The organism is Pantoea sp. C1E2 (genome assembly GCF_056491465.1).
The window spans coordinates 97,796-124,407 of sequence record NZ_JBSZHT010000003.1; the positions used below are offsets into that span (position 1 = coordinate 97,796).

At 51.4% G+C, this 26,612-nt stretch carries 19 protein-coding genes and 1 pseudogene; 10 read left to right on the forward strand and 10 right to left on the reverse strand.

The genetic code is table 11. The annotated features are described in order from the left end of the window. Positions 1-220: 220 nt before the first annotated feature. The 7 genes and pseudogenes from ACXI0A_RS20935 to ACXI0A_RS20965 all read left to right on the forward strand — a co-directional run bounded on the left by ACXI0A_RS20935 (position 221) and on the right by ACXI0A_RS20965 (position 12,855). Positions 221-1,479 (forward strand): annotated as a pseudogene (locus tag ACXI0A_RS20935) (CmpA/NrtA family ABC transporter substrate-binding protein). 11 nt (positions 1,480-1,490) lie between these two features. Then, positions 1,491-2,369, forward strand: a complete 879-nt coding sequence (gene ntrB, locus ACXI0A_RS20940; protein ID WP_476147203.1) for a nitrate ABC transporter permease — start codon at positions 1,491-1,493, stop codon at positions 2,367-2,369. Between the two features lie 10 nt (positions 2,370-2,379). Further along, positions 2,380-3,174 (forward strand): nitrate ABC transporter ATP-binding protein, encoded by a 795-nt coding sequence (locus ACXI0A_RS20945; protein WP_476147339.1) that lies wholly within the window; start codon positions 2,380-2,382, stop codon positions 3,172-3,174. Positions 3,175-3,185: 11 nt separating this feature from the next. After that, positions 3,186-6,095 (forward strand): nitrite reductase large subunit NirB, encoded by a 2,910-nt coding sequence (nirB, locus tag ACXI0A_RS20950; protein WP_476147202.1) that lies wholly within the window; start codon positions 3,186-3,188, stop codon positions 6,093-6,095. A 15-nt stretch (positions 6,096-6,110) separates the two neighbouring features. Beyond that, on the forward strand, positions 6,111-6,932 hold the full coding sequence (gene cobA / locus ACXI0A_RS20955) for a uroporphyrinogen-III C-methyltransferase (protein WP_476147201.1): 822 nt from the start codon (positions 6,111-6,113) through the stop codon (positions 6,930-6,932). Between the two features lie 11 nt (positions 6,933-6,943). Beyond that, positions 6,944-10,969 carry a molybdopterin-dependent oxidoreductase gene (locus tag ACXI0A_RS20960; protein ID WP_476147200.1) on the forward strand — a complete coding sequence of 1,342 codons (4,026 nt, stop codon included), beginning with the start codon at positions 6,944-6,946 and terminating at the stop codon, positions 10,967-10,969. A gap of 353 nt (positions 10,970-11,322) precedes the next feature. Then, on the forward strand, positions 11,323-12,855 hold the full coding sequence (locus ACXI0A_RS20965) for an IS3 family transposase (RefSeq protein ID WP_346303632.1): 1,533 nt from the start codon (positions 11,323-11,325) through the stop codon (positions 12,853-12,855). Positions 12,856-12,994: 139 nt separating this feature from the next. On the opposite strand, the gene ACXI0A_RS20970 is transcribed toward ACXI0A_RS20965, so the two are convergent. The 4 genes from ACXI0A_RS20970 to ACXI0A_RS20985 all read right to left on the reverse strand — a co-directional run bounded on the left by ACXI0A_RS20970 (position 12,995) and on the right by ACXI0A_RS20985 (position 15,655). Continuing rightward, on the reverse strand, positions 12,995-13,537 hold the full coding sequence (locus tag ACXI0A_RS20970; RefSeq protein ID WP_476147199.1) for a GNAT family N-acetyltransferase: 543 nt from the start codon (positions 13,535-13,537) through the stop codon (positions 12,995-12,997). 74 nt (positions 13,538-13,611) lie between these two features. Further along, entirely contained in the window at positions 13,612-13,827 is a 216-nt protein-coding gene (locus tag ACXI0A_RS20975; RefSeq protein ID WP_476147198.1) for a helix-turn-helix domain-containing protein, read from the reverse strand. A 92-nt stretch (positions 13,828-13,919) separates the two neighbouring features. Next, on the reverse strand, positions 13,920-14,738 hold the full coding sequence (locus tag ACXI0A_RS20980) for a transporter substrate-binding domain-containing protein (protein ID WP_476147197.1): 819 nt from the start codon (positions 14,736-14,738) through the stop codon (positions 13,920-13,922). Positions 14,739-14,773: 35 nt separating this feature from the next. Next, complete coding sequence (locus ACXI0A_RS20985) at positions 14,774-15,655, reverse strand: polysaccharide deacetylase family protein (RefSeq protein ID WP_476147196.1); 882 nt, start codon at positions 15,653-15,655, stop codon at positions 14,774-14,776. A gap of 1,037 nt (positions 15,656-16,692) precedes the next feature. On the opposite strand from ACXI0A_RS20985, the gene ACXI0A_RS20990 reads away from it, so the two are divergent. Then, complete coding sequence (locus ACXI0A_RS20990; RefSeq protein WP_346303632.1) at positions 16,693-18,225, forward strand: IS3 family transposase; 1,533 nt, start codon at positions 16,693-16,695, stop codon at positions 18,223-18,225. 801 nt (positions 18,226-19,026) lie between these two features. Here the strand turns inward: ACXI0A_RS20990 and ACXI0A_RS20995 are convergent. The 3 genes from ACXI0A_RS20995 to ACXI0A_RS21005 all read right to left on the reverse strand — a co-directional run bounded on the left by ACXI0A_RS20995 (position 19,027) and on the right by ACXI0A_RS21005 (position 21,403). After that, positions 19,027-20,043 (reverse strand): phospholipase effector Tle1 domain-containing protein, encoded by a 1,017-nt coding sequence (locus ACXI0A_RS20995; protein ID WP_476147338.1) that lies wholly within the window; start codon positions 20,041-20,043, stop codon positions 19,027-19,029. Between the two features lie 296 nt (positions 20,044-20,339). Then, the gene (locus ACXI0A_RS21000; protein ID WP_476147337.1) at positions 20,340-20,900 is read right to left on the reverse strand and encodes a hypothetical protein; all 561 of its coding nucleotides are present in this window, start codon (positions 20,898-20,900) and stop codon (positions 20,340-20,342) included. Then, positions 20,897-21,403 carry a hypothetical protein gene (locus ACXI0A_RS21005; RefSeq protein WP_476147336.1) on the reverse strand — a complete coding sequence of 169 codons (507 nt, stop codon included), beginning with the start codon at positions 21,401-21,403 and terminating at the stop codon, positions 20,897-20,899. The genes ACXI0A_RS21000 and ACXI0A_RS21005 overlap by 4 nt, the downstream gene beginning before the upstream one ends. A gap of 655 nt (positions 21,404-22,058) precedes the next feature. Here ACXI0A_RS21005 and ACXI0A_RS21010 point away from each other — a divergent pair. Both ACXI0A_RS21010 and ACXI0A_RS21015 read left to right on the forward strand, forming a co-directional pair. After that, complete coding sequence (locus ACXI0A_RS21010; protein WP_476147335.1) at positions 22,059-23,114, forward strand: tyrosine-type recombinase/integrase; 1,056 nt, start codon at positions 22,059-22,061, stop codon at positions 23,112-23,114. Positions 23,115-23,245: 131 nt separating this feature from the next. Beyond that, on the forward strand, positions 23,246-24,043 hold the full coding sequence (locus ACXI0A_RS21015; protein WP_476147334.1) for a nucleotidyltransferase domain-containing protein: 798 nt from the start codon (positions 23,246-23,248) through the stop codon (positions 24,041-24,043). Between the two features lie 18 nt (positions 24,044-24,061). On the opposite strand, the gene ACXI0A_RS21020 is transcribed toward ACXI0A_RS21015, so the two are convergent. From ACXI0A_RS21020 to ACXI0A_RS21030, 3 genes are all read right to left on the reverse strand, one after another. Next, positions 24,062-24,658 (reverse strand): DUF2913 family protein, encoded by a 597-nt coding sequence (locus tag ACXI0A_RS21020; RefSeq protein ID WP_476147333.1) that lies wholly within the window; start codon positions 24,656-24,658, stop codon positions 24,062-24,064. 605 nt (positions 24,659-25,263) lie between these two features. Next, positions 25,264-26,277 (reverse strand): hypothetical protein, encoded by a 1,014-nt coding sequence (locus tag ACXI0A_RS21025; protein ID WP_476147332.1) that lies wholly within the window; start codon positions 26,275-26,277, stop codon positions 25,264-25,266. A 19-nt stretch (positions 26,278-26,296) separates the two neighbouring features. Beyond that, positions 26,297-26,452, reverse strand: coding sequence for a hypothetical protein (locus ACXI0A_RS21030; RefSeq protein WP_476147331.1), 156 nt, complete (start codon positions 26,450-26,452; stop codon positions 26,297-26,299). Between the last annotated feature and the right edge of the window lie 160 nt (positions 26,453-26,612).

A 26,612-nucleotide genomic window follows, 5' to 3' on the forward strand; every position in this document is an offset into this window, starting at 1 on the left:
GCGAAGAACCTCTCAGGCGGAAAAACGCCAGAATCACGCATTTCACAAGGGGAGGTAAACCTGGCACAGCAGTTGCTTTATTAAACCCCACATAACTTACTCAGCCTGGCCAACGGCGGTCAGTGCAGAGTAACCGGATAACGGCGTCCATAAGCGTGCACTTTGCACGGGCTTATGGACGCCGTTTTTTTTCGTCAGAATTAGCGTGAAGGTGTCGTGGATGAGTGATAACAGCACAATAAAAAACCAGATAAACCGCCGTCAGTTTCTGCTGGGCAGTGCCGCGCTGGGGGGCAGTTACTTACTGCCAGGGCTGATGAACAGCGTGTGGGCGGCAGGCTCCGATGCCCCCGAAAAAAAGAGGTGCGGGTGGGGTTTATCCCGCTGACCGACTGCGCCTCGGTGGTGATGGCCGCAGTAAAAGGCTTCGATAAAAAGTATGGCATCTCCCTGGTGCCAAGCAAAGAAGCCAGCTGGGCAGCGGTGCGCGACAAACTCCTCTCCGGTGAACTGGACGCTTCACACATTCTTTATGGACAGCTCTATGGCCTGCAAATGGGCCTCGCCGGTCCGCAGAGCAACATGGCTTGCCTGATGACGCTGAACCAGAACGGCCAGGCGATCACTCTGGCAAATGCGCTGCACGATGCCGGTGTCAGCGACCTTGCGGGCTTACAGAAAAAAGTCGCCGCCAACCCGGCTGGCACCTACACCTTTGCGCAAACCTTCCCCACGGGCACCCATGCCATGTGGCTCAACTACTGGCTGGCCAGCGCAGGCATTAATCCGCTCACCGATATCCGCAGCGTGGTGGTGCCGCCGCCGCAAATGGTGATGAACATGAAAATCGGCAACATGGTGGGTTACTGCGTGGGTGAGCCGTGGAACCAGCGCGCCATTAGCGACAACATCGGCTTTACCGCTGCCACCAGTCAGCAGATCTGGCCCGATCACCCGGAAAAAGTGCTGGGTACGCGTGAAGCCTGGGTCAACAGCAATCCGAATACCGCGCGGGCACTGACCGCAGCCGTGCTGGAAGCTGCCCGCTGGATCGATGCCTCAGAGGCTAACCGCCGGGAAACCGCGCAGGTGATTGCCGGACGCGCCTGGATCAACACCAAAGAAGAGACCATTGTCGGGCGGATGCTCGGTCAGTACCAAAACGGTATCGGCCAAAGCTGGCAGGACGATCACGCCATGCGCTTCTTCCATGATGGCGAAGTGAGCTTCCCATGGCTCTCCGATGGCATGTGGTTTATGACGCAGCATAAGCGCTGGGGCTTGTTAAAGCAGGAGCCAGATTACCTTGCCGTGGCGCGTCAGGTGAACCGGATTGATATCTACAAACAGGCTGCGACGCAGGTAGGCAACGTCGCGATTCCAGATAGCGAAATGCGCAGCAGCGTGCTTATCGATGGCAAGCGCTGGGACGGCAGCAACCCCGCTGCCTACGCCAACAGTTTCAGTGTTAAGCAATAAGCGAGGTAGCAATGAAAAATCAGGCTCAGATCATTCCGCTGACGGTGGAAAGTCACACCAGCGCCGAGATTGTCGCGCTGCCGAAACCCACCCCTGCACCGCGCGTGCGCCGCCCTTGGCTACGTCCGCTGCTACAACGGGCTTTTCCCGCCGTGCTGGGTATCGCACTGCTGCTGGTTGTCTGGCAGATTGCGGCCATCACCAGCAAGGGCTTTCCCACTCCCTGGTCAACCGCGCAGGCCGCCATCGGCCTGTTCGCCGATCCGTTCTATATTGCCGGGCCAAACGATCAGGGGATTGGCTGGAACGTGCTGGCCTCGTTACAGCGTGTGGCGATGGGCTTTGGGCTGGCTGCGCTGGTGGGGATCCCAACCGGTTTCCTGATTGGCCGTTTTACCTTTGTGGCTCACATGCTTAACCCGATCATCTCGCTGCTGCGCCCGGTCAGCCCGCTGGCGTGGTTACCGATTGGTTTACTGCTGTTTCAACGTGCAGAACCGGCTTCCAGCTGGACCATATTTATCTGTTCGATCTGGCCGATGATCCTTAACACCGCTGAAGGGGTGCGCCATATCCCACAGGACTACCTGAACGTGGCTCGTGTGTTACGCCTGTCGGAATTCACCGTGATGCGCAAAATCCTGTTACCTGCGGTACTGCCCAACATTTTGACCGGCATGCGTCTGTCGATTGGCATCGCCTGGTTGGTGATTGTGGCGGCCGAAATGCTGACCGGCGGCATGGGCATTGGCTTCTGGATCTGGAATGAGTGGAACAACCTCAATGTGGAACACATTCTCGTTGCCATCCTGGTGATTGGTGCCGTTGGCCTGTTACTGGAACAGGGGCTGATGTGGATCGCCCGTCGTTTCAGCTATGACAACCGTTAAGGAGAGGATGATGCGTAATCAACCCGTTATTCGTGTGCAGCAGGTGAGCCAGCGTTTTAACACCGCCAGCGGTGAGTTCCTGGCCCTCGACAACGTCAGTTTTGATATTCACCAGGGGGAAACCCTGAGTCTGATTGGCCACTCCGGTTGTGGCAAATCGACGCTGCTCAACCTGATCGCCGGTCTGACCCTGCCGAGCAGCGGTGGGCTGCTGTGCAATAACCGTGAAATTGCCGGACCCGGTCCAGAACGTGCGGTGGTGTTTCAGAACCATTCTCTACTGCCGTGGCTTTCAACCTATGAAAACGTGGCGCTTGCGGTGCGGCAGGTGTTTCGTGGCGAGATGAACAAAAGCGAAATGCACGAGTGGATCATGCATAACCTGGAACTGGTACAGATGGCGCACGCCCACAACAAACGTCCTGGCGAGATCTCTGGCGGCATGAAACAGCGTGTCGGCATTGCCCGGGCGCTGGCCATGAAACCGGAAGTCCTGCTAATGGATGAGCCATTCGGGGCGCTGGATGCCTTAACCCGTGCCCATTTACAGGATGCGGTGATGGCTATTCAGCAGCGCCTCAACACCACCATTGTGTTGATCACCCACGATGTGGATGAGGCCGTGCTGCTTTCTGACCGGGTCTTGATGATGACCAATGGCCCGGCGGCCACCGTAGGCGAAATCATGCGGGTTGACTTACCGCGCCCACGATCGCGCGTTGCGCTGGCGGATGACAGCCACTATCAGCAGTGTCGTCAGCAGGTGTTGCAGTTCCTGTATGAAAAACAGCCGAAAGCCGCATAAGGAGAGCCGAGATGCAAAAGCCCGTATTAGTGATGGTCGGACACGGCATGGTCGGCCACTATTTTCTTGAACAGTTGGTGGAGCGCCAGCTTCATCTGCACTACCAGGTGGTGGTGTTTGGTGAAGAACGCCTGCCAGCTTATGACCGCGTACACCTGTCAGAGTACTTTGCTGGCCGTAGCGCGGAGTCGCTGTCGCTGGTGCAGCCCGATTTCTTCGCCAACAGTGGTATCACGCTGCGGACCTCTAGCCGCATCTGCGCTGTGGATGCGGAACGTCAGTGCGTGATTGATGAGCACGGTGAAGAGACACACTATCAGCAGTTAGTGCTGGCGACCGGGTCTTATCCGTTTGTTCCCCCGATGCCCGGTCACGATCGTCCCGGTTGTCTGGTTTATCGTACCCTTGACGATCTGGATGCGATTGCGGCGCAGGCCAAAACCGCGCGCAGCGGCGTTGTGATTGGCGGAGGCTTGCTGGGATTAGAAGCGGCGAATGCACTGCGCCAACTGGGGCTGGAAACCCACGTGGTGGAATTTGCCCCGGGTCTGATGGCGGTACAGTTGGATGAGGGCGGGGCGGCGATGCTGCGCCACAAAATCGAAGCGCTGGGCGTTCAGGTGCACACCAGCAAAGAGACACGAGAAATTGTTAATGGAGAACAGGCACAGCATCGTCTGTGCTTTGCGGATGGCTCCCATCTGGAAACCGATTTGCTGCTGTTCTCAGCGGGGATTCGCCCACGCGATAACCTCGCGGAGAGCGCCGGTCTGAGCCGTGGCCCGCGTGGTGGCATCGAGATTAACGATCGCTGCCAGACGTCCGACGCCACCATTTTTGCCATTGGCGAATGTGCGCTGTGGGACGGGAAAATTTTTGGCCTGGTCGCACCGGGTTATCAAATGGCGCGTTGCGTGGCCGATCACCTGCTCGACGAAGAGAACCTGTTTACCGGTGCCGATATGAGTACCAAACTCAAGCTGCTGGGCGTTGAAGTGGCCTCTATTGGCGATGCACATGGTCGCACACCGGGCAGTCAGAGCTATCAATGGCGTGATGGACCCAATGAGATCTATAAAAAAATCGTGGTCTCCGCCGATGGCAAACTGCTGCTGGGCGCGGTGTTGATTGGTGACAGCAGCGACTACAGCACGCTGTTACAGATGATGCTCAACGGCATGCCGCTGCCCGCCCAGCCTGAAATGCTGATTTTGCCCCAACCTTCGGGCAGTGAACCCAAAGGGTTGGGGGTCGCAGCACTGCCGGACAGCGCACAGATCTGCTCGTGCCATAACGTCAGTAAAGCCGATATCTCCACGGCGGTGGTGGCGGGTTGTAGTGAAATGGGTAGCCTGAAAGCCTGCACCAAAGCCGGTACCGGCTGCGGTGGCTGTGTTCCGTTACTCAAACAGGTGCTGGAGCATGAGCTGACCCAGCTCGGGGTGGAGGTGAAAAAGGATGTGTGCGAGCACTTCGCCTTCTCGCGCCAGGAGATCTACCATCTGATCCGCGTGCATCAGATCCGCAGCTTTAGCGCGCTGATCGCCCGTTTTGGTCAGGGTTCCGGTTGTGAAGTGTGTAAGCCGCTGGTGGGATCGCTGCTGGCATCCTGCTGGAACGATTACCTGTTGGAGCCACAGCACTTGCCGTTGCAGGACACCAACGATCGCTTCTTCGCTAACATGCAAAAAGACGGGACTTACTCGGTGGTGCCGCGCATTCCCGCGGGTGAAATCACCCCTGAAGGGTTGATTGCCATTGGACAGGTGGCTCAACGCTACCAGCTTTACACCAAAATCACCGGCGGACAGCGGGTCGATCTGTTTGGCGCACGACAGGAACAACTCCCGGCGATCTGGCGTGAGTTGGTGGATGCCGGTTTTGAAACCGGGCATGCCTATGGCAAGTCGTTACGCACGGTGAAATCCTGCGTCGGTTCTACCTGGTGCCGCTACGGCGTGCAGGACTCCACCGGCCTGGCGCTGGCGCTGGAGCAGCGCTACAAGGGGCTGCGTTCACCGCACAAAATCAAAATGGCGGTGTCGGGTTGTACCCGCGAATGTGCCGAAGCGCAGAGTAAAGACATTGGCGTGATCGCCACGGATAAAGGCTGGAATCTCTATGTATGTGGCAACGGGGGCATGAAACCGCGCCATGCCGATCTTTTTGCCAGCGATCTCGATCGCGAGACCTTAATTGCCACTATCGATCGGCTGCTGATGTTCTACATTCGCACCGCCGATCGCCTGCAACGTACCAGCACCTGGCTGGATAATCTGGAAGGCGGCATCGACTACCTGCGTGAGGTGATCCTGCAAGACAGCCTTAACATCGGCGCGGAGCTGGAAAGTGAAATGGCCCATGTGGTCAGCCGCTACCAGTGTGAGTGGCAGACCACGCTGGCCAGCCCCGAGCGACTGGCGCTGTTCCGCCCCTTTCTCAATGACGCAACGCCAGACGAAGCGGTGGTGATGGTACCACAGCGCGGCCAGATCCGCCCGGCACTGCCGGAGGAAAAAGCCGTCTCTACGGCGCAAGTGGTGGCAGAGGGCGAGTGGGTGCGGATTGCGGCACTGACAGATATTCCTGCCAACGTCGGCATGGCGGCACGCCTCGGACAGCAGCAGATTGCGCTGTTCCATCTCCCCGACAGCGAGGCCCGGATCTACGCGCTGGATAATCTCGAGCCTGGCACCGGGGCCAATGTGTTATCACGCGGTTTGCTCGGTGATATTGCCGGTGAACCGGTGGTGTTCTCGCCACTGTATAAAAAGCGTTTCCGCCTGAGTGACGGGATTAGCCCGGATGACAGCACCCTACGTGTCCGTGCCTGGCCGGTGAAGATCGAACAGGGTGAAATTTGGGTTAACACCCTGGCGCTGTCACACCCGTTAGCGGTGCAGTTGGCAGAGGCTTTCTAAGGGGAGGATCAGACGATGACGCTTGAGACGACTCTCAAACAGGGGGAGCCACTGCGGGCCGGTGAGATCTGGCTGGTTGGCGCAGGCCCTGGTGACGTGGAGCTACTGACGCTAAAAGCACTGCGCGCTATCCAGCAGGCGGATGTGGTGGTGTATGACCGGCTGGTTTCCAGTGAGATCATGGCATTAGTCCCGGCAGCCGCGCTATGCATTGACGTGGGTAAGACGCGCGGTTGTCATCGTCTGGCACAGCCACAGATCAATCAGCTGCTGGTTGAGCTGGCGCAGGCCGGGCAGCGGGTGGTGCGGTTAAAAGGCGGCGATCCGTTTATCTTCGGACGCGGGGGTGAAGAACAGGATTTTGCCCAGCAGGCGGGCATCATCTGCCATGTAGTGCCAGGCATTACGGCGGCCATCGGGTGTGCCGCTGCGGTCGGTTTGCCGCTGACTCATCGCGCCTGTGCGCAGTCGGTGCGTTTTATCACCGGCCATGGCCGTGAGGGAGAACCGCAGCTCGACTGGCCAACGCTGGTGGATAGCCAGCAAACCCTGGTGTTCTATATGGGGCTGAGCCACAGCAGCGGGCTGTGTCAGCGCTTAATGGAACACGGTATGGCAGCCACCACACCTGTGGCGATTATCGAACGTGGTACACAGCCCGATCAGCGCTTGCTCACGGCGACGCTGGCGAGTTTGCCTGCGCTGCTGGCGCACTACCAGCCGCAATCTCCCAGCTTATTGATTGTGGGAGAAGTAGTGCGTTTTTGCCGCCATCCGGCACTGCGTATCGAAAATCCCACTGTCGCCACGCAACTTGCGGACTCTGCCGCAGCCTGACGGGAGTACTGATGAAGCAGGTGAAAAGTGTTTGCCCTTACTGCGGTGTGGGCTGTGGCATTGTGATGCAGGTAGAAGCTAACCGCGTGATTAAAATCAGCGGTGATAAGCAGCATCCGAGTAATTTTGGTCGTTTGTGTACCAAAGGCAACAGTTGCCACCAGCCGTTGGCGGACTCTGGGCGGCTGGAGCAGGCGTTTATGCGCAGCGATCGCAGCCAGGAGCCAGTACAGGTCGGCATTGAGGAAGCCATCAACACCAGTGCAATGCGGTTGCGCGCCATTATTGATGAACATGGCCCGGACGCTGTGGCGTTATATGTATCTGGACAGATGTCGCTGGAGGCGCAATACCTCGCCACTAAACTCGCCAAAGGCTTTATCGGGACCAACAATATTGAGTCCAACTCGCGTCTCTGCATGGCCAGTGCTGGCAGTGGCTATAAGCAGTCATTGGGTTCTGATGGTCCCCCTGGCTCGTATCAGGACTTTGATCGCGCCTCGCTGTTTTTCGTCATTGGTTCCAATATGGCGGACTGCCACCCGATTCTGTTCTTACGCATGATGGATCGGGTGAAAGCTGGCGCGAAGCTGATTGTGGTTGATCCACGCCGAACCGCAACGGCAGAAAAAGCGTCGCTTTTTTTGCAGCTCCGCCCTGGCAGCGATCTGGCCTTGCTCAATGGGCTGCTGGCGCTGCTGGTAAAAAACAACGCGGTGGATCATGACTTCATCAGGCGTTTCACCGAAGGCTGGCAGGCGATGCCCGAATTTCTGGCGGATTACACCCCTGAGCAAGTTGCCGAGCGTACTGGCCTGGCGGTGGCGGACATCCAGCAGGCGGCAACCTGGATCGGTGAAGCAGCAGAATGGATGAGCTGCTGGACAATGGGCCTGAACCAGAGCACCCACGGCACCTGGAATACCAACGCGCTATGTAACTTGCACCTCGCGACGGGCGCAATTTGTCGCCGTGGCAGCGGGCCCTTTTCACTGACGGGGCAGCCGAATGCCATGGGCGGCCGCGAGATGGGGTATATGGGAATGGGGCTTCCCGGCCAACGCTCGGTTCTGGTGGCAGAAGACCGTCAGTTTGTTGAACAGCAGTGGGGAATTCCTGCGGGTACGCTGCGCACCGATCTGGTGGGCGGAACGGTAGAGATGTTTCGTCAGATGGCGGCAGGCAGCATCAAAGCGTGCTGGGTGATCTGTACTAATCCGGTTGCCAGCGCCCCTAATCGTCAGACGGTGATGGATGCTTTACAGCAGGCCGAGTTGGTGATCACCCAGGATGCCTTCCTCGATACCGAAACCAATCGCTATGCCGATATTCTGTTACCCGCCGCGCTGTGGGCAGAAGCGGAAGGGGTGATGATTAACTCCGAGCGCAATATCACCCTGATGTCGCAGGCGATTACTCCACCCGGAGAAGCGCTGGCGGACTGGCAAATCATTGCCCGCGTGGCCTGTGCACTTGGCTACAGTGCTGACTTTAATTATGCATCGGCGGAAGCGGTGTTCGACGAGATCCGCGCGTTCGACAATCCCCACACCGGCTACGATATACGCGGCGTGAGTTATGCACGCCTGCGTACCACGCCCGTCCAGTGGCCCAGTCCGCCTGAGGACAGGGATGACCGGCATCCCTTTCGTTACCGCCAGGCAGATAACGGCATTCGCTTTGCGACAGCCAGCGGTAAAGCACAGTTTTTTGCCCGACCCGATATGCCCCCCGCCGAACTGCCGGACGATACGTTCCCGCTGGTGCTCAATACTGGCCGGGTACAGCATCAGTGGCATACCCTGACCAAGACCGGCAAAGTGGCGACCCTGAACAAGCTCAATTCCGGCCCGTTTGTGGAGATCAACCCGCAGGATGCACAGCGGCTGAATATCCAACCTCAGGATCAACTAGAGATTCGCTCACGACGCGGCACTGCAAGACTGCCCGCGGTGATCACCGACCGGGTATTGCCGGGCAACTGTTTTGCACCGTTTCACTGGAATGATGTGTTTGGTGAGCAGCTTGCGGTGAATGCCGTCACCAGTGATGCGGTTGATCCCATTTCTCAGCAGCCAGAATTCAAGTTTTCTGCGGTGTCCGTGACCCGCATGACCCCTTCGCCAGTCAACCCCACCGAGCAGCGCGCTCAGGAGCCTTTAATGAAACCGGTTGATGCATTTGCGGCTTTACTGGGCCTTGAGACCATGCCAGTGATGCAGTTGGAAGCGGATGAGAAGTACTATATGCAGGGGTTTCTCGCCGGATTAGGCAGTGATCATGTGCAGCAGGCGCTGGGGGTGCCGGTGTTGCCTGCCAGCGCGCCGCTTTCGCATGATAAACGCCTGCAGGTGGACGGGATGCTAGCCGGGCTATTTGCACGCACTCCGCTGTCCGATACTGTCACGTTGCCGGTAGTGAGCGCACCGGTTGCCGATCCGGTGCTGATCCTTTGGGCTTCTTCAACCGGTAATGCCGAAGGGCTGGCGGCACAGTGTGCGCAGCAGCTTAAGCAAGCGGGACAAACAGTAAAACTGGCGGCAATGGCGGACGTGACACCTGCCGATCTCACGGCGACCAAACGCCTTCTGCTCATTGCCAGTACCTTTGGCGATGGTGATGCACCCGATGCCGCAGCGCCGTTCTGGCAGGCACTACAGCAGGATAATGCGCCACGTATGGAAGGGGTTTCCTATGCGGTGCTGGCGCTGGGCGATGCGAACTACGATCGCTTCTGCGGTTTCGGCAAACAGCTAGATGCTCGCTTTGCCGCACTGGGTGCGCAGGCATTAGCGGCGCGGGTAGATTGCGATGCTGACTATCAAGCCAGCGCAGCGGCCTGGCTACAGATGATCGCTGCCCGTCTTGAGGGCGTGGGAGCATCTGTAGAGGAGAAGGTGGTGGAAAAGCGTGTTGCCGAGGTAGGGTTCAGTCGCAACAACCCACTGGCAACGCACATCGTGATTAACCGTGTGCTGAATCAGGCCGGTTCGGCCAAAGAGACCCGGCAAATCGCCTTTGATTTACAGGGGCATGATTTTCCCTATCAGGCGGGAGATGCGCTCGGCGTATGGCCACGAAACTGCCCGCAGCAGGTTGCCGCGCTATTACAACGGCTGCCTGAATCCGCCGATCACCCTGTCAGGTTGAAGGAGGGCGATGAACTGCCGCTCAGCGTGGTGCTGGAACGCCACGTTGAGATTGGTCGTATTACGCCGGAACTCCTGCAAATGGTCGCTGAACGCAGCGGTGATGCGGCGCTGGCACAACGACTTCGTCCGGAATCGCGCGATGCGCTCCAGCAATGGCTGTGGGGACGTAATGTCTGCGATGTTTTGCTGCAGTTCTCTTTGCAGATTGCCGCACAAGATTTAGTCAATGTGCTGCGCCGTATGCAACCCCGGCTTTATTCGATCTCTTCCAGCCCATTGGTGACTCCGCATCAGGTGCATGTCACCCTCTCAACCGTGCGTTACGATCAGCCGCAGCGCGGTGGGCTATGTTCAACCTATCTTGCGGATCGGGCGGGTGAGGAGGCGGTGGCGATATTCGTGCAGAAGTCAGCGCACTTCCACCCTCCAGCCAACCCGGCTGCCCCATTGATTATGGTGGGTCCTGGCACCGGCATTGCGCCGTTCCGCGCTTTCCTCCAGCAGCGCCAGGCCAGCGGTGCCAGCGGGCGCAACTGGTTAATTTTCGGTGAACAGTGCGCCGCCACTGATTTTTATTATCATGAAGAGCTGGAGACGTTCCAGCGCGAGGGATATTTGCAGCGGTTGGATACTGCCTTCTCCCGTGACCAGAAAGAGAAAGTCTATGTCCAGCAACGCATGAAGGAGCAGGGGGCTGAATTGTGGCGTTGGTTACAGGACGGAGCCTATTTTTGTGTCTGTGGCGACGCCAGCCGTATGGCCAAAGATGTGGACGCGGCCCTGCGTCAGATTGCCCAGCAGCATGGCGGCATGAGCACCGCCGCCGCTGCCGAATGGGTGACTCACCTGGCGCAGGAGAAGCGCTATCTGCGGGATGTGTATTGATGAATGCTGATGAGTTTTGCATTTCATCTCCCATTCAACTAATTGTGCTGTAAATCCCCTCTCCCATTAGGGAGAGATCTAGTTCGATGGTGTATGAAAGACTTGCAGCCAGTAGCCTCACGGACGAAGGTCTGCACGCCTCTGACATGAAGGTGAGGATGGCGAGGAATGCCGCAGTGATGAGTCTGCAGAACCTCCAGGGAGGGATTCAAGGCGTCTTTACGGCAATCAACGACATCTGCGATTGAATGCGCGTGCACCGACCGCATCACCTGAGACTGGAGTGTTGAAGCTAAGCACAGATGACCGGGTTGGGGGTGCGGACGATTTCCTGGATCTTCAGGAGATAATTCATGCACTCATATGAGGATCGTATCCGTGCTGTCGAGCTTTACTTCAGGTATGGCAAAAGGCTGACCGTTGTTGTCAGGGAGTTGGGCTATCCGTCCGTTAAACAGCTTGGCCGGTGGGTTCGGATTTTTGAGGAATACGGAGACTTACCCAGGGAATTAAAGCCCAGAAAACGCTATTCACACGCGCAGAAAGTCGCTGCGGTTGAGCATTACCTCACGCACGGCGGTTGCCTGGCCTATACGCGCCGCGCCATTGGCTTTCCCAGCAACGAAGTACTCAAGAGCTGGATCGAAGAGATTTATCCGGGACGGCGGCCCCTGATTATTCGCTCAAACACCAATAAATGCTTCAGTCAGGAAGAAAGAATTCAGGCTGTCCGCGAGCTCTGCACCCGACGCGGAACGGCACTTAAAGTTGCACAAAAGGTAGGTGTCAGCGTTCCGCTCCTGTACAAATGGAAGAAAGACCTGATCGACGATGAGGCTTATCAATCCATGCGTAAACGTAAATCAGCTCCACCGGATAAGCAGCAGGATGCACTGCTCGATGAAGTAAAGCAGCTTAAACAGCAGGTTCATCAGCTACAGCTTGAACGTGACATCCTGACAAAAGCGAATGAACTGATAAAAAAAGACATGGGCATCAGCGTCCTGACCCTGAAGAACAGGGAGAAAACCCAACTCGTTGATGCCCTTAAGGAAAGTTATCCCGTTGCTGAACTGCTAAGTGCTCTGCAGCTTGCACGAAGTTGCTATTTTTATCACAAAGCGAGCCTTCGTCTGCATGACAAGTACGCGGAAATACGCATAACCATAGCTAAGATCTTTGAGGGAAATTACCGCTGCTATGGTTACCGGCGTCTCCACGCGATGCTCCGTCAAAACAACACGCACATCTCAGAAAAGGTTGTCCGCAGGCTGATGGCTGAAGAGCAGCTGATAGTTAAGCGTGCAGGGCGGCGGCGATACAGCGCTTACTGCGGAGAAATCGGCCAGGCACCTGAAAATCTTCTCGCCAGAAACTTTCGCTCCTGCAGGCCAAATGAGAAGTGGCTGACCGATATTACTGAGTTCCAGCTTCCGGCCGGCAAGGTCTACCTGTCGCCAGTCATTGACTGTTTTGATGGCAAGGTGGTGAGCTGGACCATAGGAACACGGCCGGATGCAAAACTGGTGAATGCCATGCTGGATGATGCGATCGATACGCTCAGAGAACATGAAAGACCGGTGATACATAGCGACAGAGGCAGCCATTACCGGTGGCCGGGATGGCTGGATCGTATCAACACATCGGGTCTTATAAGGTCCATGTCGCGCAAAGGTTGCTCGTCGGATAATGCAGCGTGTGAAGGCTTCTTCGGGCGGGTCAAAAATGAAATGTACTACGGCAGAAGCTGGGCGGGCATAACGCTGGAAGATTTTATGTGCTTCCTGGACAGGTACATACGCTGGTATAACGAGAGCCGGATCAAAATATCATTAGGTGCAATGAGTCCGGTAAGTTACCGGCAGCATCTAGGGATCACAACATAACAGTCCAGGAAAACATCCGCATCTCCGTTCAGGCAAATCTGAGATGCCCGATTGTTATCAGAGTAGGTTTTTAATAAAAGAACTAACTCTGCTTTGAGAGTTGATGAAAATTAATAAATAGCTTTAATTAAGTGCTTAACTATTCTGGAAGGATAAGCGAGTTAAGTATGTGGTCCTGCCAAAGCCCATTTATTTTCAGATAAGATTGTGCATAACCTTCCTTTAAAAATCCAAGACTGCGTAGAGTCTTATTGCTTCGTAAGTTATCAGGAAGATGATTAGCCATTACTCTATGAATTTTAAACTTATCATGCACATAAGTAATTGAATCTTTCAGCGCTTCATGCATCAAGCCCTTACCCTGATAATCCTGGTCGATTGAAAATCCCAGATAGCATGCCTGAAAAACACCGAATATAAAGTTGGTGAAATTTATACTCCCTATAATTTTGTTATAGCCCTTTAAGGTGAAAACCATAAGGAGGCACTTTCTTTCTTCATAATCAAGTAGCGCATTACTGATCCTTTCAGCTACGCTATTGATTGTGAAATATTCGTCATTTCGCAGCGGTTCATAGGGTGCGAAATTGGCTCTGTTATCAAGCAAGTAACGCTGAAAACTGATTGAATGGTCTAAGGTCAGCAGATATACATCGGTCCGGTCAGTAGAAAATAATTTCATCTCTCATCCTTGTGAATAGCGGCATTCCATTGATTATATTGATAAATACTTAAAATTTCCACGCCTTGTGCGCTTCACATCTGCTTTCTGCCTAATTCGAGCAATCTGTATCCCAAGCTGTATCGCTTATTCTCAAATCCTAGGTATTTAGCCTCTACCAGTGAAGCCAGCAATCGGTGAGTGGTACTACGTGACATTTGTGCAGCTTCAGCAATTTCGGTCAATGTGACTTTGCCTGTAGCGACTAAATCAACTAAGCAAAAAGCCTTCTCCAATACCTGACTCATCATTACTCTCCATGCTTTACACGCTTTTTGTACGATAAAGAAAAGCAGCCATCTCGACGAGACACAAAAACCTCCGCATTACACGGAGGCGAAGGTCACTGAGCGGGATTGCTGTTAATCATCGCTTTAGGCACCGCACTCACGGGTGGCAGATTCCATTTTTTTATCAACGCGGCATAACGGCCATCATCAATCATATTCTGCAATGCTTTTTGCAACATCTTCTGCAACGTGACATTCTCCTTAGCCACACCAATACCCATGTAACTGAAGTTAATCGGTTGGTCGATAGTCGTGAAAGTGTCTTGTTCAGTTTGCTGAATATAAGGGATTGTCAGGCTGTCTTGTGCCATGGCATCAACGCGTTTCTGCTTCAATTGCATTCTGGCATCAATATTATTCTCTGCGCCCAGTATAACCATTTTAGGTTTTCCTGCTGAAACACAGTGTGCCTCACTCCAGTTATTGAGTTGTTCAATAATATTAGTCGATCGGCTAGCAGCGATGCGCTTACCACAATAATCTGTCAGTGTATTTCCTTTATTTTTATCTGCAGTCAATGCCATTAACTGCGTACCTGACTGCAAGTAATCAACAAAAGTAATATTCTTCTGTCGCTCCGGAGTATCACTCATGGCGCTCAGGAAGAAGTCCAGGCGCCCAGTCTGTAACGAAGGAATCAATTGCGCAAAAGCGGTCTCTGAAAAATTAACCTTAGTGCCCAACTCTTTTTCCAACTCGTTGGCAAAATCAATATCAAATCCCATAGCTTTGCCACTTGTTGGATCGCGCATATCAATCGGAGGATAACTCGGATAGCCTCCAACAGTCAGTTCTTTCGCCTGAGAGACGGTTGAAATCGTGGCCAGAGCACAGCCAATAACTAGAGCTATTTTTTTCACTGAAAGTCGCATGGCGTTAATCCCGATAAATAAGAGTCCAGTTGAAATTATTTTTTCTCTTCGCAGCTCAAATAGTGCTCATATATTTTTTCACCACTGGTAATCCATACATCTCGCTTTGATATTGCATACTGTAGGAATTCACGTAGTAGCCTTAGACGCATCGGTCGACCACTTACCTGTGGATGAATAACGGTCGTCACCATTGCGCCCCAATCACGCACTTCATCCAACTCGTCCTGCCACATTGATAACACTTGCTCGCGAGGAAGAATGGTGCGAGGACTAAAACGAGCGCACAAACCGTGCATCCAGTCGTCATAGCTGGCGGTGACGGGCAATTCAACTATGCCGGGATTCTGGTCAGGATAAACATGGCGATAGGGTAGTACATCATCACGCCATGAGCTTGAATACTTGATCCCTGATTGCTGCAACACTCTCAATAATTCGTAGCAATTTTCACCAAATGGCGCCCGGTAGCCGATAGGCTTAATACCGAGCTTTTCTAAACTATTAAAACCTTTGAAGATCTCATCACTGAAATAATCAGCACCCGGATCGGGTAATAAGTGGTGATATCCATGGTGACCAATTTCGTGACCATCCGCGGCGATGTTCTCTACCATACCTGGATAAACATCTGCGACCCAGCCGGGAATGAAGAAAGTCGCGGTGAGTTTCAAGTCACGAAGCATCTCCAGTAGTTTTTGCACGCCAACGCGGTTCTCATAACCCCCATATGACATCGTAACAAGACGATCAGCATGAGCGGGATCTTTACTGGTCCAGGCGGTTTCAGCATCAACATCGAAGGAAAGGAACATCGCGGCTTTGTATTGACCTGGCCAAGAGTTCACGGGTGAGGGAGCAGCCAGATTAGCCGGACGCATTGGGATAGTGGCTAGAGACTTTTCATCGAACAACATAGTACGTTCTCCTTAATGACTATTTATTTCAATGGCAGTGCGGAAGATGCTGCTGATTTACATTTACGGAGTATTAGGGTGAGGGGAAATATAAAAATTGGAAAGTTAACTTTCCCTTTGTGGAAACTTTTTTTATTAGGTCGAATATATTGATGCTGTAAGTTTTGTAAATAATGTGATTTTCGGAACAAAAAACTACCACCTTGTCGTCACAGTTTTTTCTTAATCAAGATGCGACACGAATGATGGTTGCCCTGCACTACTATGGGGGGGGTAGATATAAGAAAATTTGATGTTCCTTGCGAGTTAATTTAGAAGTTCGAATAACATTCATATGTGTTAATTATAGTCGATCCCTGAAATGCTCTGCAAAAGTGCAGGTTTATTTTCATATGTCAGTTACGCACTGGTTTAAAGCATTTAGCCGATCCCACAGAGTGGGATATTGCGAGGAAAGCATTTGATGAATTTTTTTGACATATAATTATTGAGCAGCTAATGATGATAGTCCTGCCACCTTGGCTTCTTAAAGCAGTAATTACAGCGTATCCGTCCAACTACCGTGGAATATTTTTGCTTTCTTGAGGCCATAGTCCGTCGGCGGTCATCCAGCATCTCAGCGTCTCAGTGGAGATAGCGCTCCTGTGATTTTCCTGCGGCAAGTCTGGGGCCGAAATCCAAGAAATTTCACGTAGCAGCGTCAGTATGCGGTGACGAAGACTCTCATCGATGCGATGTGTGCCGGGCTTTCCACGCTGTGCATCGGTAAGACCGACTGCAGCAGACTCGCGGTAGCGGTTCATCAGCCGCTGAACCTGACGCTCGGTAAGATCCAGCTGAGAGGCCGCATCACGGCGACGCAGACGTTTTCTATAACAGCCTGAATGACGGGAAGACGGTGAAGTTCTTTGTTCGACATGGTCACCAGCATCAGCAGAAATCTCCCAGAAAGGTGGCATACGCGCCGCATCTGGGTGACATTATGAACTAGCTAAAAGGGGGTGCGGACGATTTCCTGGATCTTCAGGAGATAATTCATGCACTCATATGAGGATCGTATCCGTGCTGTCGAGCTTTACTTCAGGTATGGCAAAAGGCTGACCGTTGTTGTCAGGGAGTTGGGCTATCCGTCCGTTAAACAGCTTGGCCGGTGGGTTCGGATTTTTGAGGAATACGGAGACTTACCCAGGGAATTAAAGCCCAGAAAACGCTATTCACACGCGCAGAAAGTCGCTGCGGTTGAGCATTACCTCACGCACGGCGGTTGCCTGGCCTATACGCGCCGCGCCATTGGCTTTCCCAGCAACGAAGTACTCAAGAGCTGGATCGAAGAGATTTATCCGGGACGGCGGCCCCTGATTATTCGCTCAAACACCAATAAATGCTTCAGTCAGGAAGAAAGAATTCAGGCTGTCCGCGAGCTCTGCACCCGACGCGGAACGGCACTTAAAGTTGCACAAAAGGTAGGTGTCAGCGTTCCGCTCCTGTACAAATGGAAGAAAGACCTGATCGACGATGAGGCTTATCAATCCATGCGTAAACGTAAATCAGCTCCACCGGATAAGCAGCAGGATGCACTGCTCGATGAAGTAAAGCAGCTTAAACAGCAGGTTCATCAGCTACAGCTTGAACGTGACATCCTGACAAAAGCGAATGAACTGATAAAAAAAGACATGGGCATCAGCGTCCTGACCCTGAAGAACAGGGAGAAAACCCAACTCGTTGATGCCCTTAAGGAAAGTTATCCCGTTGCTGAACTGCTAAGTGCTCTGCAGCTTGCACGAAGTTGCTATTTTTATCACAAAGCGAGCCTTCGTCTGCATGACAAGTACGCGGAAATACGCATAACCATAGCTAAGATCTTTGAGGGAAATTACCGCTGCTATGGTTACCGGCGTCTCCACGCGATGCTCCGTCAAAACAACACGCACATCTCAGAAAAGGTTGTCCGCAGGCTGATGGCTGAAGAGCAGCTGATAGTTAAGCGTGCAGGGCGGCGGCGATACAGCGCTTACTGCGGAGAAATCGGCCAGGCACCTGAAAATCTTCTCGCCAGAAACTTTCGCTCCTGCAGGCCAAATGAGAAGTGGCTGACCGATATTACTGAGTTCCAGCTTCCGGCCGGCAAGGTCTACCTGTCGCCAGTCATTGACTGTTTTGATGGCAAGGTGGTGAGCTGGACCATAGGAACACGGCCGGATGCAAAACTGGTGAATGCCATGCTGGATGATGCGATCGATACGCTCAGAGAACATGAAAGACCGGTGATACATAGCGACAGAGGCAGCCATTACCGGTGGCCGGGATGGCTGGATCGTATCAACACATCGGGTCTTATAAGGTCCATGTCGCGCAAAGGTTGCTCGTCGGATAATGCAGCGTGTGAAGGCTTCTTCGGGCGGGTCAAAAATGAAATGTACTACGGCAGAAGCTGGGCGGGCATAACGCTGGAAGATTTTATGTGCTTCCTGGACAGGTACATACGCTGGTATAACGAGAGCCGGATCAAAATATCATTAGGTGCAATGAGTCCGGTAAGTTACCGGCAGCATCTAGGGATCACAACATAACAGTCCAGGAAAACATCCGCATCTCCAGAACGGCCAGGTTAGCTTTGCCTCTATAATCAAAGTGCGCATAATGCTAATTATGTTAAATAAGGTATCCAGATGCGAACCAGTGGCTGTACCTAGTTATCACCTTCATGGGTTAAAACGCCAATCCTTTGGCCCTCTTCCGTAGCAAAATAAACTACTATGTGTTTATGTAAGTTCCACCGATAACAGGCGGGCCGTCCGCAATGAACGTGACGGGCACAGATCTGGCCAATATCATGTCTGATAGCAGTTCTGACCTGCTTTACCTATGTCTGCAGTTTCATCTAATGCTCATCAACAGGATGATGCCAAATATCTGGCATTAATGGGAGCCAAAAATGACTATTGTCCTTTGATAGGCCCACACGGAAGGCATTGTTTTACACGTGCCCACCAAGGTGCTTAGCCGCTTCATTTTCTTTTTGTAATTCGCACTCAAACCGATGAGTGAATCGCGCACCATAAGTTTGATGACGAATTTTTGTTCACCCGTGACCTGTCTTTTGGCAACATCCATGCCCTGCGTAAGACCCTATAGTCTTTGGTTACAGTCAGCGCCATTGAGCATATGGATGCAATAGGATTGTAGTAACTGCATCAATTGATCCCTCACTATGATCACGAAACTGCAGATAAAAATGAGCGCTGTGCTTAGCGCATGGCAGAATTTTATTTCCACTCGCTAGTCGCCAGTTATTACGATAACGTACTGCTGGCCTTCATCTGCCGTTTCCGACTAGCCTTGATTAAAAGGTGAAGGCTATAAAGTGTTTATTAGTCAACTACTCTATATGGTGAGAGAGTTTTTTTATTAATTAGATGAGATAAAGCCAAACAATTATAGCTGGGTTTTTTAAAGCAATTTACGACGCTTCGATGTAAGAAGGGTAAGCGCCCATCATAAACTGGTAAACTTCTTGATATGCGACCACCAAAGTATACTTTATACGAGTCGTGTATTTCTTGCGATGAATCTTTTGAGTAAACATAATTTTCGTCACTAAAAATAACTCTATCCATTATTTTATTAATCATCCATTTAAGTGTGATGTCGGAATAATAACTTTCTTTATAGCCACCTCCAATATCGGAATGAACACCCGAAAACCAAACTTGCTCTATTGTTTGCCCATCATTCAACTCTGATTCGTTCCACAACGTTGGCGTAAAAGTTTCTCTCTGTTCATCTAATGCAAGTGCATGAAAGGCATACTTAACTTCTTTATTTATCTTTGTGTCATGAAATTGGAATAGCTTACTATTTATTCCTTTAAGTAATGTTAATGGTATTCCTAGGGCTCCAACAGTATCCCATACTCCGATAGTGTCTATAGGGCAAACTTGATGTTGGGATTTGAAAGAATTTCGCTCTTCTTTGTCTCCGTATTTATAAACATTAAATGCATTACTCGATAAGGACTCATTACTTCCAGTCACAGGCTTGCATAAACCGCAACTGTAAATCATTCCTGCTAGAGAACGTGCTGTGTAAGCTCCGCGACTGAAGCCAAAAAGAAAAACTTGATCGCCTGGTTGCCATGAGTGACTTAGAAAATCATAAGCTTGAATTATATTTTCAGAGAGACCTACTCCCGTAACACCTCCTATAATGCTATCGTACCATTTTGTTCCAACGCCTTCATCGTAGTATGTTATCTGATTTATGTCATTTTTCTTAATAAGCTTATACAGGCGATATATATTCGTGTCCCCATTACTCTCTGAGGTATCGCTTTCCAATTCACTTGGTTTATTCCAAGTGCCATCCAAACAAATTATTATTTTTTTCATAAACACCTCATAATTTATCAACAGATACTGAAGTCGATGGTATTGAAAAATAGAGCATAAAGAGGCCTGTCAAAGTAAAACACATTGCAACCGCATAATTTATTGTTAAAAGCCCTTAAGTAACCACGCTTTTAAATTTGTTCGTTTAAAATAGTCATTATTGGTACTGAATTGTTTAAATTTCACCAATTTAAGGTTGGGGGTATGCACACACTCCTTCTCTATAAGCTATGGTGATTAATGTAATTTATGTGGCTGAGGTAGAGAATAGGAAAAGATTTTTAAACATGTTGCTTTTAAAGTATATTGAAGCCGCATTTTATTGGGTAAAGACTTCCGTCTTGAGATTGGTTTAAGATGAATTGTGGATAAATTTTTCCTGGCGCCTGTACATTTAGTACAGCTTGACACCTGGCACTTGCTGGATCAGCTTGTTGTCCATTGTAAGCAAAATATGATAGGTTTGTTTCGATCTGCAACGTGTGCACGCCGCTTTTTAATCTTAGAACTGCATCATCAAACGGTTTGGTAAGATCCTCATTGACTACTTGCTTTCCATCTACCTTTATCTTGATATCACTGTTAGCTAAGTCAACAAATCTCCAATTTATCACCCCAGCGATAGCAGGAACGGCCTGTGAATACCCTAAAATTACTTGGAATATGGAATCCTCAGGGAACTCTTTCTTCTGGTCAGGATTGCACTTCATATTGAAATTAGCCCCGCTACTATTAATTAATATCATACTGCAAATGCCACTATTTACTACTATGTCTTTTCCTATAGTTGAAGGTGTTTTACTGGCTTGTATCGGTTTTGTTATTAAAATACAGAGAATTAGAATTATCCATCTCATGGGTTTTTAATCTCGTCGCAAGATGATGATAGTTGAGAAGCTTGACTGCCGATAACTGTAATACTACACTTTCCTTTATTTATTATATTGACATAATCATTTTTACCCTGTTCAGTTGAGGGGGTGTCAGGAGATTTACCAAGTATTTTTTCACTTAGGTCACTTACTACTTTAATTCTACAATCACGATTATTTTTAATATCTTCTCCCAGGTCTTTTCTCAACACTCCAAAATATTCCCCTGCCTCAAACCCCGTCGATACTTTCCCCGAACCCTTTACCAGGCTAGAAAAAAGAGTATTGGTTTGAGCTGTAGCTTCAACTGAAAGATTAGTTTTCACCTCTTTGATTGCTGGGTTGATATCACCGCAAATTGTGATTGCCATTTCTTTAATTGTATTTAATTTTTTCTCATAAGTATTATCATTTGCTTGTACATGAATAGACATCAGTATCTGTGAAAAAACCATCATATTAAATAATATCTTACGTATATGAATCATCTTATCTCCTTACAGGATTATTGATTGATAGGTGTCTTAGCTTTGGCATCATTATCAATTCTGGCACCGATCCTGTGAATTGCAATAATCACACTTAAAAATAGTTACAGTTGTATCATAAAATTGATTTGGTTTTGTGATATTGATTTAAGCTTTTTATAACAGTGTGTTATATGATTTTTTGGATATTTTAAATTTCACACAAACTGTGTTGATGGCACTAGTCCCCTTTTTCCATACTTCATGTTGCATTCATCCCAAAGAGTACCAACCTTATATAGTAAAATTTTTATTTTTCCTCCCGCTCCTTACTTCTGCCAGTTTTGTGTTCAAGTAATGATCTTAACTTAATAAAATAGGCGTTTTATGAACTGGGATTGGCTCCTACTCAACTACATATCGTAAGCTCATCCTATAAATCTAACCTTATATAATTACCCTTATATAAGGCCAGACAAAGGGCTAAAACCCCTGTATCATGCGGATCCGGGCCGGATCCTGACCTTTACGGTCATTTATACGGAATGGCCGGACCTGAAGGCACCCTATGCCGACCGGGCTGAGCGCTAGCGGTTAAAACTCCGGCAGCGCTACGTGAAATCTGACGGGCATCTGCCCTGCTCTTTCCTCAGAATTCACGTAGCGCTGCGGTCTGATGAACGGGCAGAAACTGAGCAAACATGAACGAATTCTCCGGTTTTACCGGCGTGGCCCTCAGCGGCACGCCGGTGACGATCTCACCGCGAAGCTGGCCGCTTTCGTCCGGCACCGCGAGGCTTTTTCACCCAACACGTGGCGCCAGCTGCTGAGCGTGATGCGGATCTGCTGGCGCTGGTCCCAGGAAAACCGGCGATCGTTCCTGCCCATGTCACCGGAGGACATGCAGGACTACCTGTTTCACCTGCAGGCCACTGGCCGCTCAACCTCGACCATTTCGGTGCACGCTGCCCTGATGTCAATGTTACACCGTAACGCCGGACTGGTCCCACCAACCGTTTCTCCCGACGTTGTGCGTGCTAAAAAGAAAATCAACCGTACGGCCGTCGTCTCCGGCGAGCGTACCGGGCAGGCGGTACCATTCTGCCGGCCGGATCTGAACCGCCTCGATAAACTCTGGCAGCACTCTCCCCGGCTCCAGCACCTGCGGGATCTGGCTTTCGTGCACGTGGCGTACAGCACACTGCTGCGTATGAGCGAGCTGTCGCGACTTCGCGTACGCGACATCACGCGCACGGCAGACGGGCGCATAATCCTCGACGTGGGCTGGACCAAAACCATCCTGCAATCGGGCGGCATCGTGAAGGCGCTGAGCGCGCGCTCCTCTGAGCGGCTGATGGAGTGGATACACGCTGCCGGACTGGCAGACGAGCCCGATGCCGTCCTGTTTTGCCCTGTTCACCGCTCTAACAAAATTTCCACTGTCACGACCGCACCTATGAGTGCGCCCTGTCTGGAAGATATCTGGCGCCGCGCCAGGCGTCAGGTGGGAGATACGCCACGTCTTAAAACCAATAAAGGGCGCTATTCCAGCTGGAGTGGTCACAGCGCCCGCGTCGGCGCCGCACAGGATATGGCCAGAAAGGGCATCTCGATAACGCAAATCATGCAGGAGGGGACCTGGACGCAGACCCAGACGGTGATGCGTTACATCCGCATGGTAGAAGCACACCGGGGTGCTATGGTAGGGCTCATGGAAAGCGATGATGGTTAAGAAACCACAGAACCAGGCTCTGACCGCTCAGCATCTGGACTGATTATTGCGTGTTCCGCTGATAGAATAGTTTCCTGATGCTGCTGGGGCAGCTGATTGAGAATACCACGCATGACATGACGGAGGGACTTATGGCTGTTGATAAAAACGGATTCATTCTGCTTCCGGATTTTCGCGGCTTTCAGCCGGCCTTTGCTCCGCTGGTCACCGATGTGGTTCAGAAACTGACAGCGTCTCTGCCAGAGCTGATCCATAGCATTTATGTCTATGGAAGCCTTGTTGACGGTACGGTGAAAGAAACGCTTTCAGATCTCGACATCACCCTAGTCTACCGTCGTGAACCCGATGCAGAAGAGGCCGCGAAGATAGACGCCATTAAGTCCTCGCTTGAACAGGATTATCCGGTGGTCAGTAAAATTGACATCGATCCGGGCGTGCTGGAAGACGTTCTCCTTCCGGCTAATGAGAAACGCTGGGGATACTGGCTAAAGCATCACTGTATCTGTGTTCATGGAGAAGACCTGCGCGAACGCTTTGGCCCCTTCAGGCCTTCCCGGGACATCGCTGTTGCTGTTAACGGTGATTTTCTCGCGGTTCTTAACGGCTACATTGCCTTGATGAAACCGACGCTGGAACCCGCGCAGCGCCATGCCCTGCAGAGAGCTGCTGCACGCAAGGCTATTCGTTCGACAGACATACTGAGAGAAGATAACGATCAGGACTGGCCTGTGACACTTAAGGAGCATGGTGAAAAGTTTAGTGAGCGTTACCCTGCACTGGTTGAGGAAATGGACTATTTTCTGAGCATAAGCAATCGCCCGCGCGGCGATGTTATGGTTTTCGCCAGCAGGATCAGGACGTTTACCTACTGGCTCAATGCAGAATTTCATTCGCGCCAGCGCTGGACAACCAGCACCAGTGGAGGTTAAGGCGCTGAGTGCTTCTTCTCACATTGTATGAGAAACGGCTGTCAGGGTATGCTGCATGGAAGAGTCAGTGTCTGACCGACGTTCCCATCCCGCCCGCGAAAGCAACGCATCAACTGCAGAAAGGTCTGCGGTTATCCGGACGGTGAGTGGTTTAACCTGAGACCCATCTTCACCAAAGCCGGTTTCAAGATCGCTTTTTCTTATAAACAGTCCTGGCACTTTCGGACTCAGTTTTACCGAGTGACGCCCTTCCCACTCAGACTCGCTCAGGACACCATAGTTAATCCCGGTCAGCGTAATGGCGTGCATGATGTGCTGCAGCCTGAACAGATCGTTCTGAGCGAGTAAATCCCCGCTGCTGGCTCGCCAGAGGTATTCGAGCTTTCCCGGAAGGTCGGCCCGAAGTCCTTTCTCCCGGCCCTCTTTCAGCAGCCAGCGAATATCATTGGCCAGCTCTCTCCGGAAGAGACGTTTTTTTTCAGCAGTAGCCAGCCACCTGCATAAAAACAGGTTTTCCTGTGCGGGGGAATTCACCATGCCTGACTGACGAGCCATATTGAGAGCAATAAGCCCGCACCATGCAAGATGATCAACAAAGAGATTAGAAGTATCCATATGATGTGATTGTAACTTTACTGTTAAGCGGCACTCAATACTCCAGGAGCTTATTGCCCTTAATTATGAAAATAGCGAACATTCAGTGTTCACTACAGTTACTGGCTTTACCATGATGCTCAGTTGTGATGCGCTTAACGATAAAGCGTTGAAACGGCTCCGTTCCTGCGTGATAGCCATCCATTTGCCTGCTGGATCGCTGTGCCAGAGAAACTATGCCGTTCAGACCCGCAGTGTCAGCGCCAGTGATACAAGACATTAATGTGGGGCGGTAAGAAACCTGGCGCTGGGAGAACATGAAAGCCAGTAAAAACCGCTATTGCCGATGGTCCGGTCACAGCATCTGCGTCGCGATTAACATGGCCACAAAGAAACACAGCAACGCGCAGGTCATGCAGGAAGGAACGTGGAAAAAGGCAGAAACGGTCGGTCATGCGCTATATACGGCACGTGGACGCGCACGCAGGCACGATGGATGACCTTATGAGCCAGCATCGGCCCTGAACCATGTTATTCCCCCGTAACTCAACTAATCCGGTGCCGGAGGGGTCAACCAGTCAGCAGTTACCGGTCAGCCGGCACGGGGAAGTATTGGATCAATGGCGTCAACTCATTTGCTTCCGGGATCCCTTTCGCATCTGTTCTTCTTTTCGCCGCTGTTTATCCCGCCGGATCCTGTCTACATAATCTTTGATAGCGGCGGCCTTGACAGGCAACTCTTTCGTCCAGAAAGCCTCAGGCACACAGTAACTGTCTGGTTCTTCCGCAAAGACGGCGGCCAGCTGCTCCAGAATGAGGTATAAATTGATGTTATGCTCGACCTGAACGCGGACAACACCCTCTTGCATCGATATCCGGAATAACTCGTCCATGTACGCTTTCATGTCACGGAAGCTGACAGGGGTCTCTTCACTTTTGTCTTCCGGATCTGTCACGGAATCAAACTTTTCCAGCAAAAAATATACTGCGGGAAGCATCATCGCTTTGATACGCGCAACCTCAACTTCGGGGTTACGCCTTAAATCTTTCAGATTGCTTAATCTGGCGCGTATGCAGGCGATAGGGTTAATGACTCTGATGAGCTCATGAGACTCTGCTGAGTCCGCAGTTTCCTGATCAACCATAAACCGCTCGGTATTGAGCAACAGATTATCACCAGTGAAGTCTTCATAGCTGAACCCGGATGGGAAATCGATGACATCAACGGTGTTAGGCTGATCGGGAGCGTCCGGGTCGGCAAAGTAACGCCCATCCACTTCTTTAATCTGTTCTGTTTTGCCATCCACCAGGGCAAATCGCGCCAGAGACGGCGGGTGTCCCATCTCATTCATATTCGGATCCACACCGAGGGCTGCAGCGATCGCGGCAACATCATGGCGCCGGGCGGAATAATCCAGATCGACTGAGGTAACCAGACGGGCATCAGGCAGATTATCCCGGTACAGTTCTCTGTAATACGACACCCAGTACTGAACCGCCTGCCCACCGATAGTTATAACGGGGCAGGTTAAGGTATCAGCTTTATCTATCAACTGCTTGTTGAGGAGATATGCCTGTTCAAAAGGCGGAATTACAGTAGATTCAGACATAAAAAAACCATCTTTAGAAAGATGGTTCATTTTGCATCATGAGAACAGATCAGGCAAAGCTGACGACATGTTTAGATGACAGTTTACAGGATTTGCTGTAGCGCGATTTCTCAGCTGGTTTATAGCCGAGCTCACCTCGCGCCACCGCAGCCGCTTTCTCGTCGTAACGTTTGTGTTGCGCATTTTTGATATCAGACGGAGACATTTTCAGCAACCGGATTACCTGTAGTTGATCACAATACAAATTTAAACCTTTTCACTGGAGGATTCCAGTTTTTTGAGCATTAAAGCAGCGGGTCAGGCTTCATGTTTAGTTATCTGGCCGGGGCCGAATGAAAAAAGTGTGACTGAGTACTTTCAGGGCC

Coding starts and splice junctions, on each gene's coding strand:
- ntrB (WP_476147203.1), top strand. CDS start 1,491: ATGAAAAATCAGGCTCAGATCATTCCGCTGACGGTGGAAAGTCACACC.
- ACXI0A_RS20945 (WP_476147339.1), top strand. CDS start 2,380: ATGCGTAATCAACCCGTTATTCGTGTGCAGCAGGTGAGCCAGCGTTTT.
- nirB (WP_476147202.1), top strand. CDS start 3,186: ATGCAAAAGCCCGTATTAGTGATGGTCGGACACGGCATGGTCGGCCAC.
- cobA (WP_476147201.1), top strand. CDS start 6,111: ATGACGCTTGAGACGACTCTCAAACAGGGGGAGCCACTGCGGGCCGGT.
- ACXI0A_RS20960 (WP_476147200.1), top strand. CDS start 6,944: ATGAAGCAGGTGAAAAGTGTTTGCCCTTACTGCGGTGTGGGCTGTGGC.
- ACXI0A_RS20965 (WP_346303632.1), top strand. CDS start 11,323: ATGCACTCATATGAGGATCGTATCCGTGCTGTCGAGCTTTACTTCAGG.
- ACXI0A_RS20970 (WP_476147199.1), bottom strand. CDS start 13,537: ATGAAATTATTTTCTACTGACCGGACCGATGTATATCTGCTGACCTTA.
- ACXI0A_RS20975 (WP_476147198.1), bottom strand. CDS start 13,827: ATGATGAGTCAGGTATTGGAGAAGGCTTTTTGCTTAGTTGATTTAGTC.
- ACXI0A_RS20980 (WP_476147197.1), bottom strand. CDS start 14,738: ATGCGACTTTCAGTGAAAAAAATAGCTCTAGTTATTGGCTGTGCTCTG.
- ACXI0A_RS20985 (WP_476147196.1), bottom strand. CDS start 15,655: ATGTTGTTCGATGAAAAGTCTCTAGCCACTATCCCAATGCGTCCGGCT.
- ACXI0A_RS20990 (WP_346303632.1), top strand. CDS start 16,693: ATGCACTCATATGAGGATCGTATCCGTGCTGTCGAGCTTTACTTCAGG.
- ACXI0A_RS20995 (WP_476147338.1), bottom strand. CDS start 20,043: ATGAAAAAAATAATAATTTGTTTGGATGGCACTTGGAATAAACCAAGT.
- ACXI0A_RS21000 (WP_476147337.1), bottom strand. CDS start 20,900: ATGAGATGGATAATTCTAATTCTCTGTATTTTAATAACAAAACCGATA.
- ACXI0A_RS21005 (WP_476147336.1), bottom strand. CDS start 21,403: ATGATTCATATACGTAAGATATTATTTAATATGATGGTTTTTTCACAG.
- ACXI0A_RS21010 (WP_476147335.1), top strand. CDS start 22,059: ATGAACGGGCAGAAACTGAGCAAACATGAACGAATTCTCCGGTTTTAC.
- ACXI0A_RS21015 (WP_476147334.1), top strand. CDS start 23,246: ATGGCTGTTGATAAAAACGGATTCATTCTGCTTCCGGATTTTCGCGGC.
- ACXI0A_RS21020 (WP_476147333.1), bottom strand. CDS start 24,658: ATGGATACTTCTAATCTCTTTGTTGATCATCTTGCATGGTGCGGGCTT.
- ACXI0A_RS21025 (WP_476147332.1), bottom strand. CDS start 26,277: ATGAACCATCTTTCTAAAGATGGTTTTTTTATGTCTGAATCTACTGTA.
- ACXI0A_RS21030 (WP_476147331.1), bottom strand. CDS start 26,452: ATGTCTCCGTCTGATATCAAAAATGCGCAACACAAACGTTACGACGAG.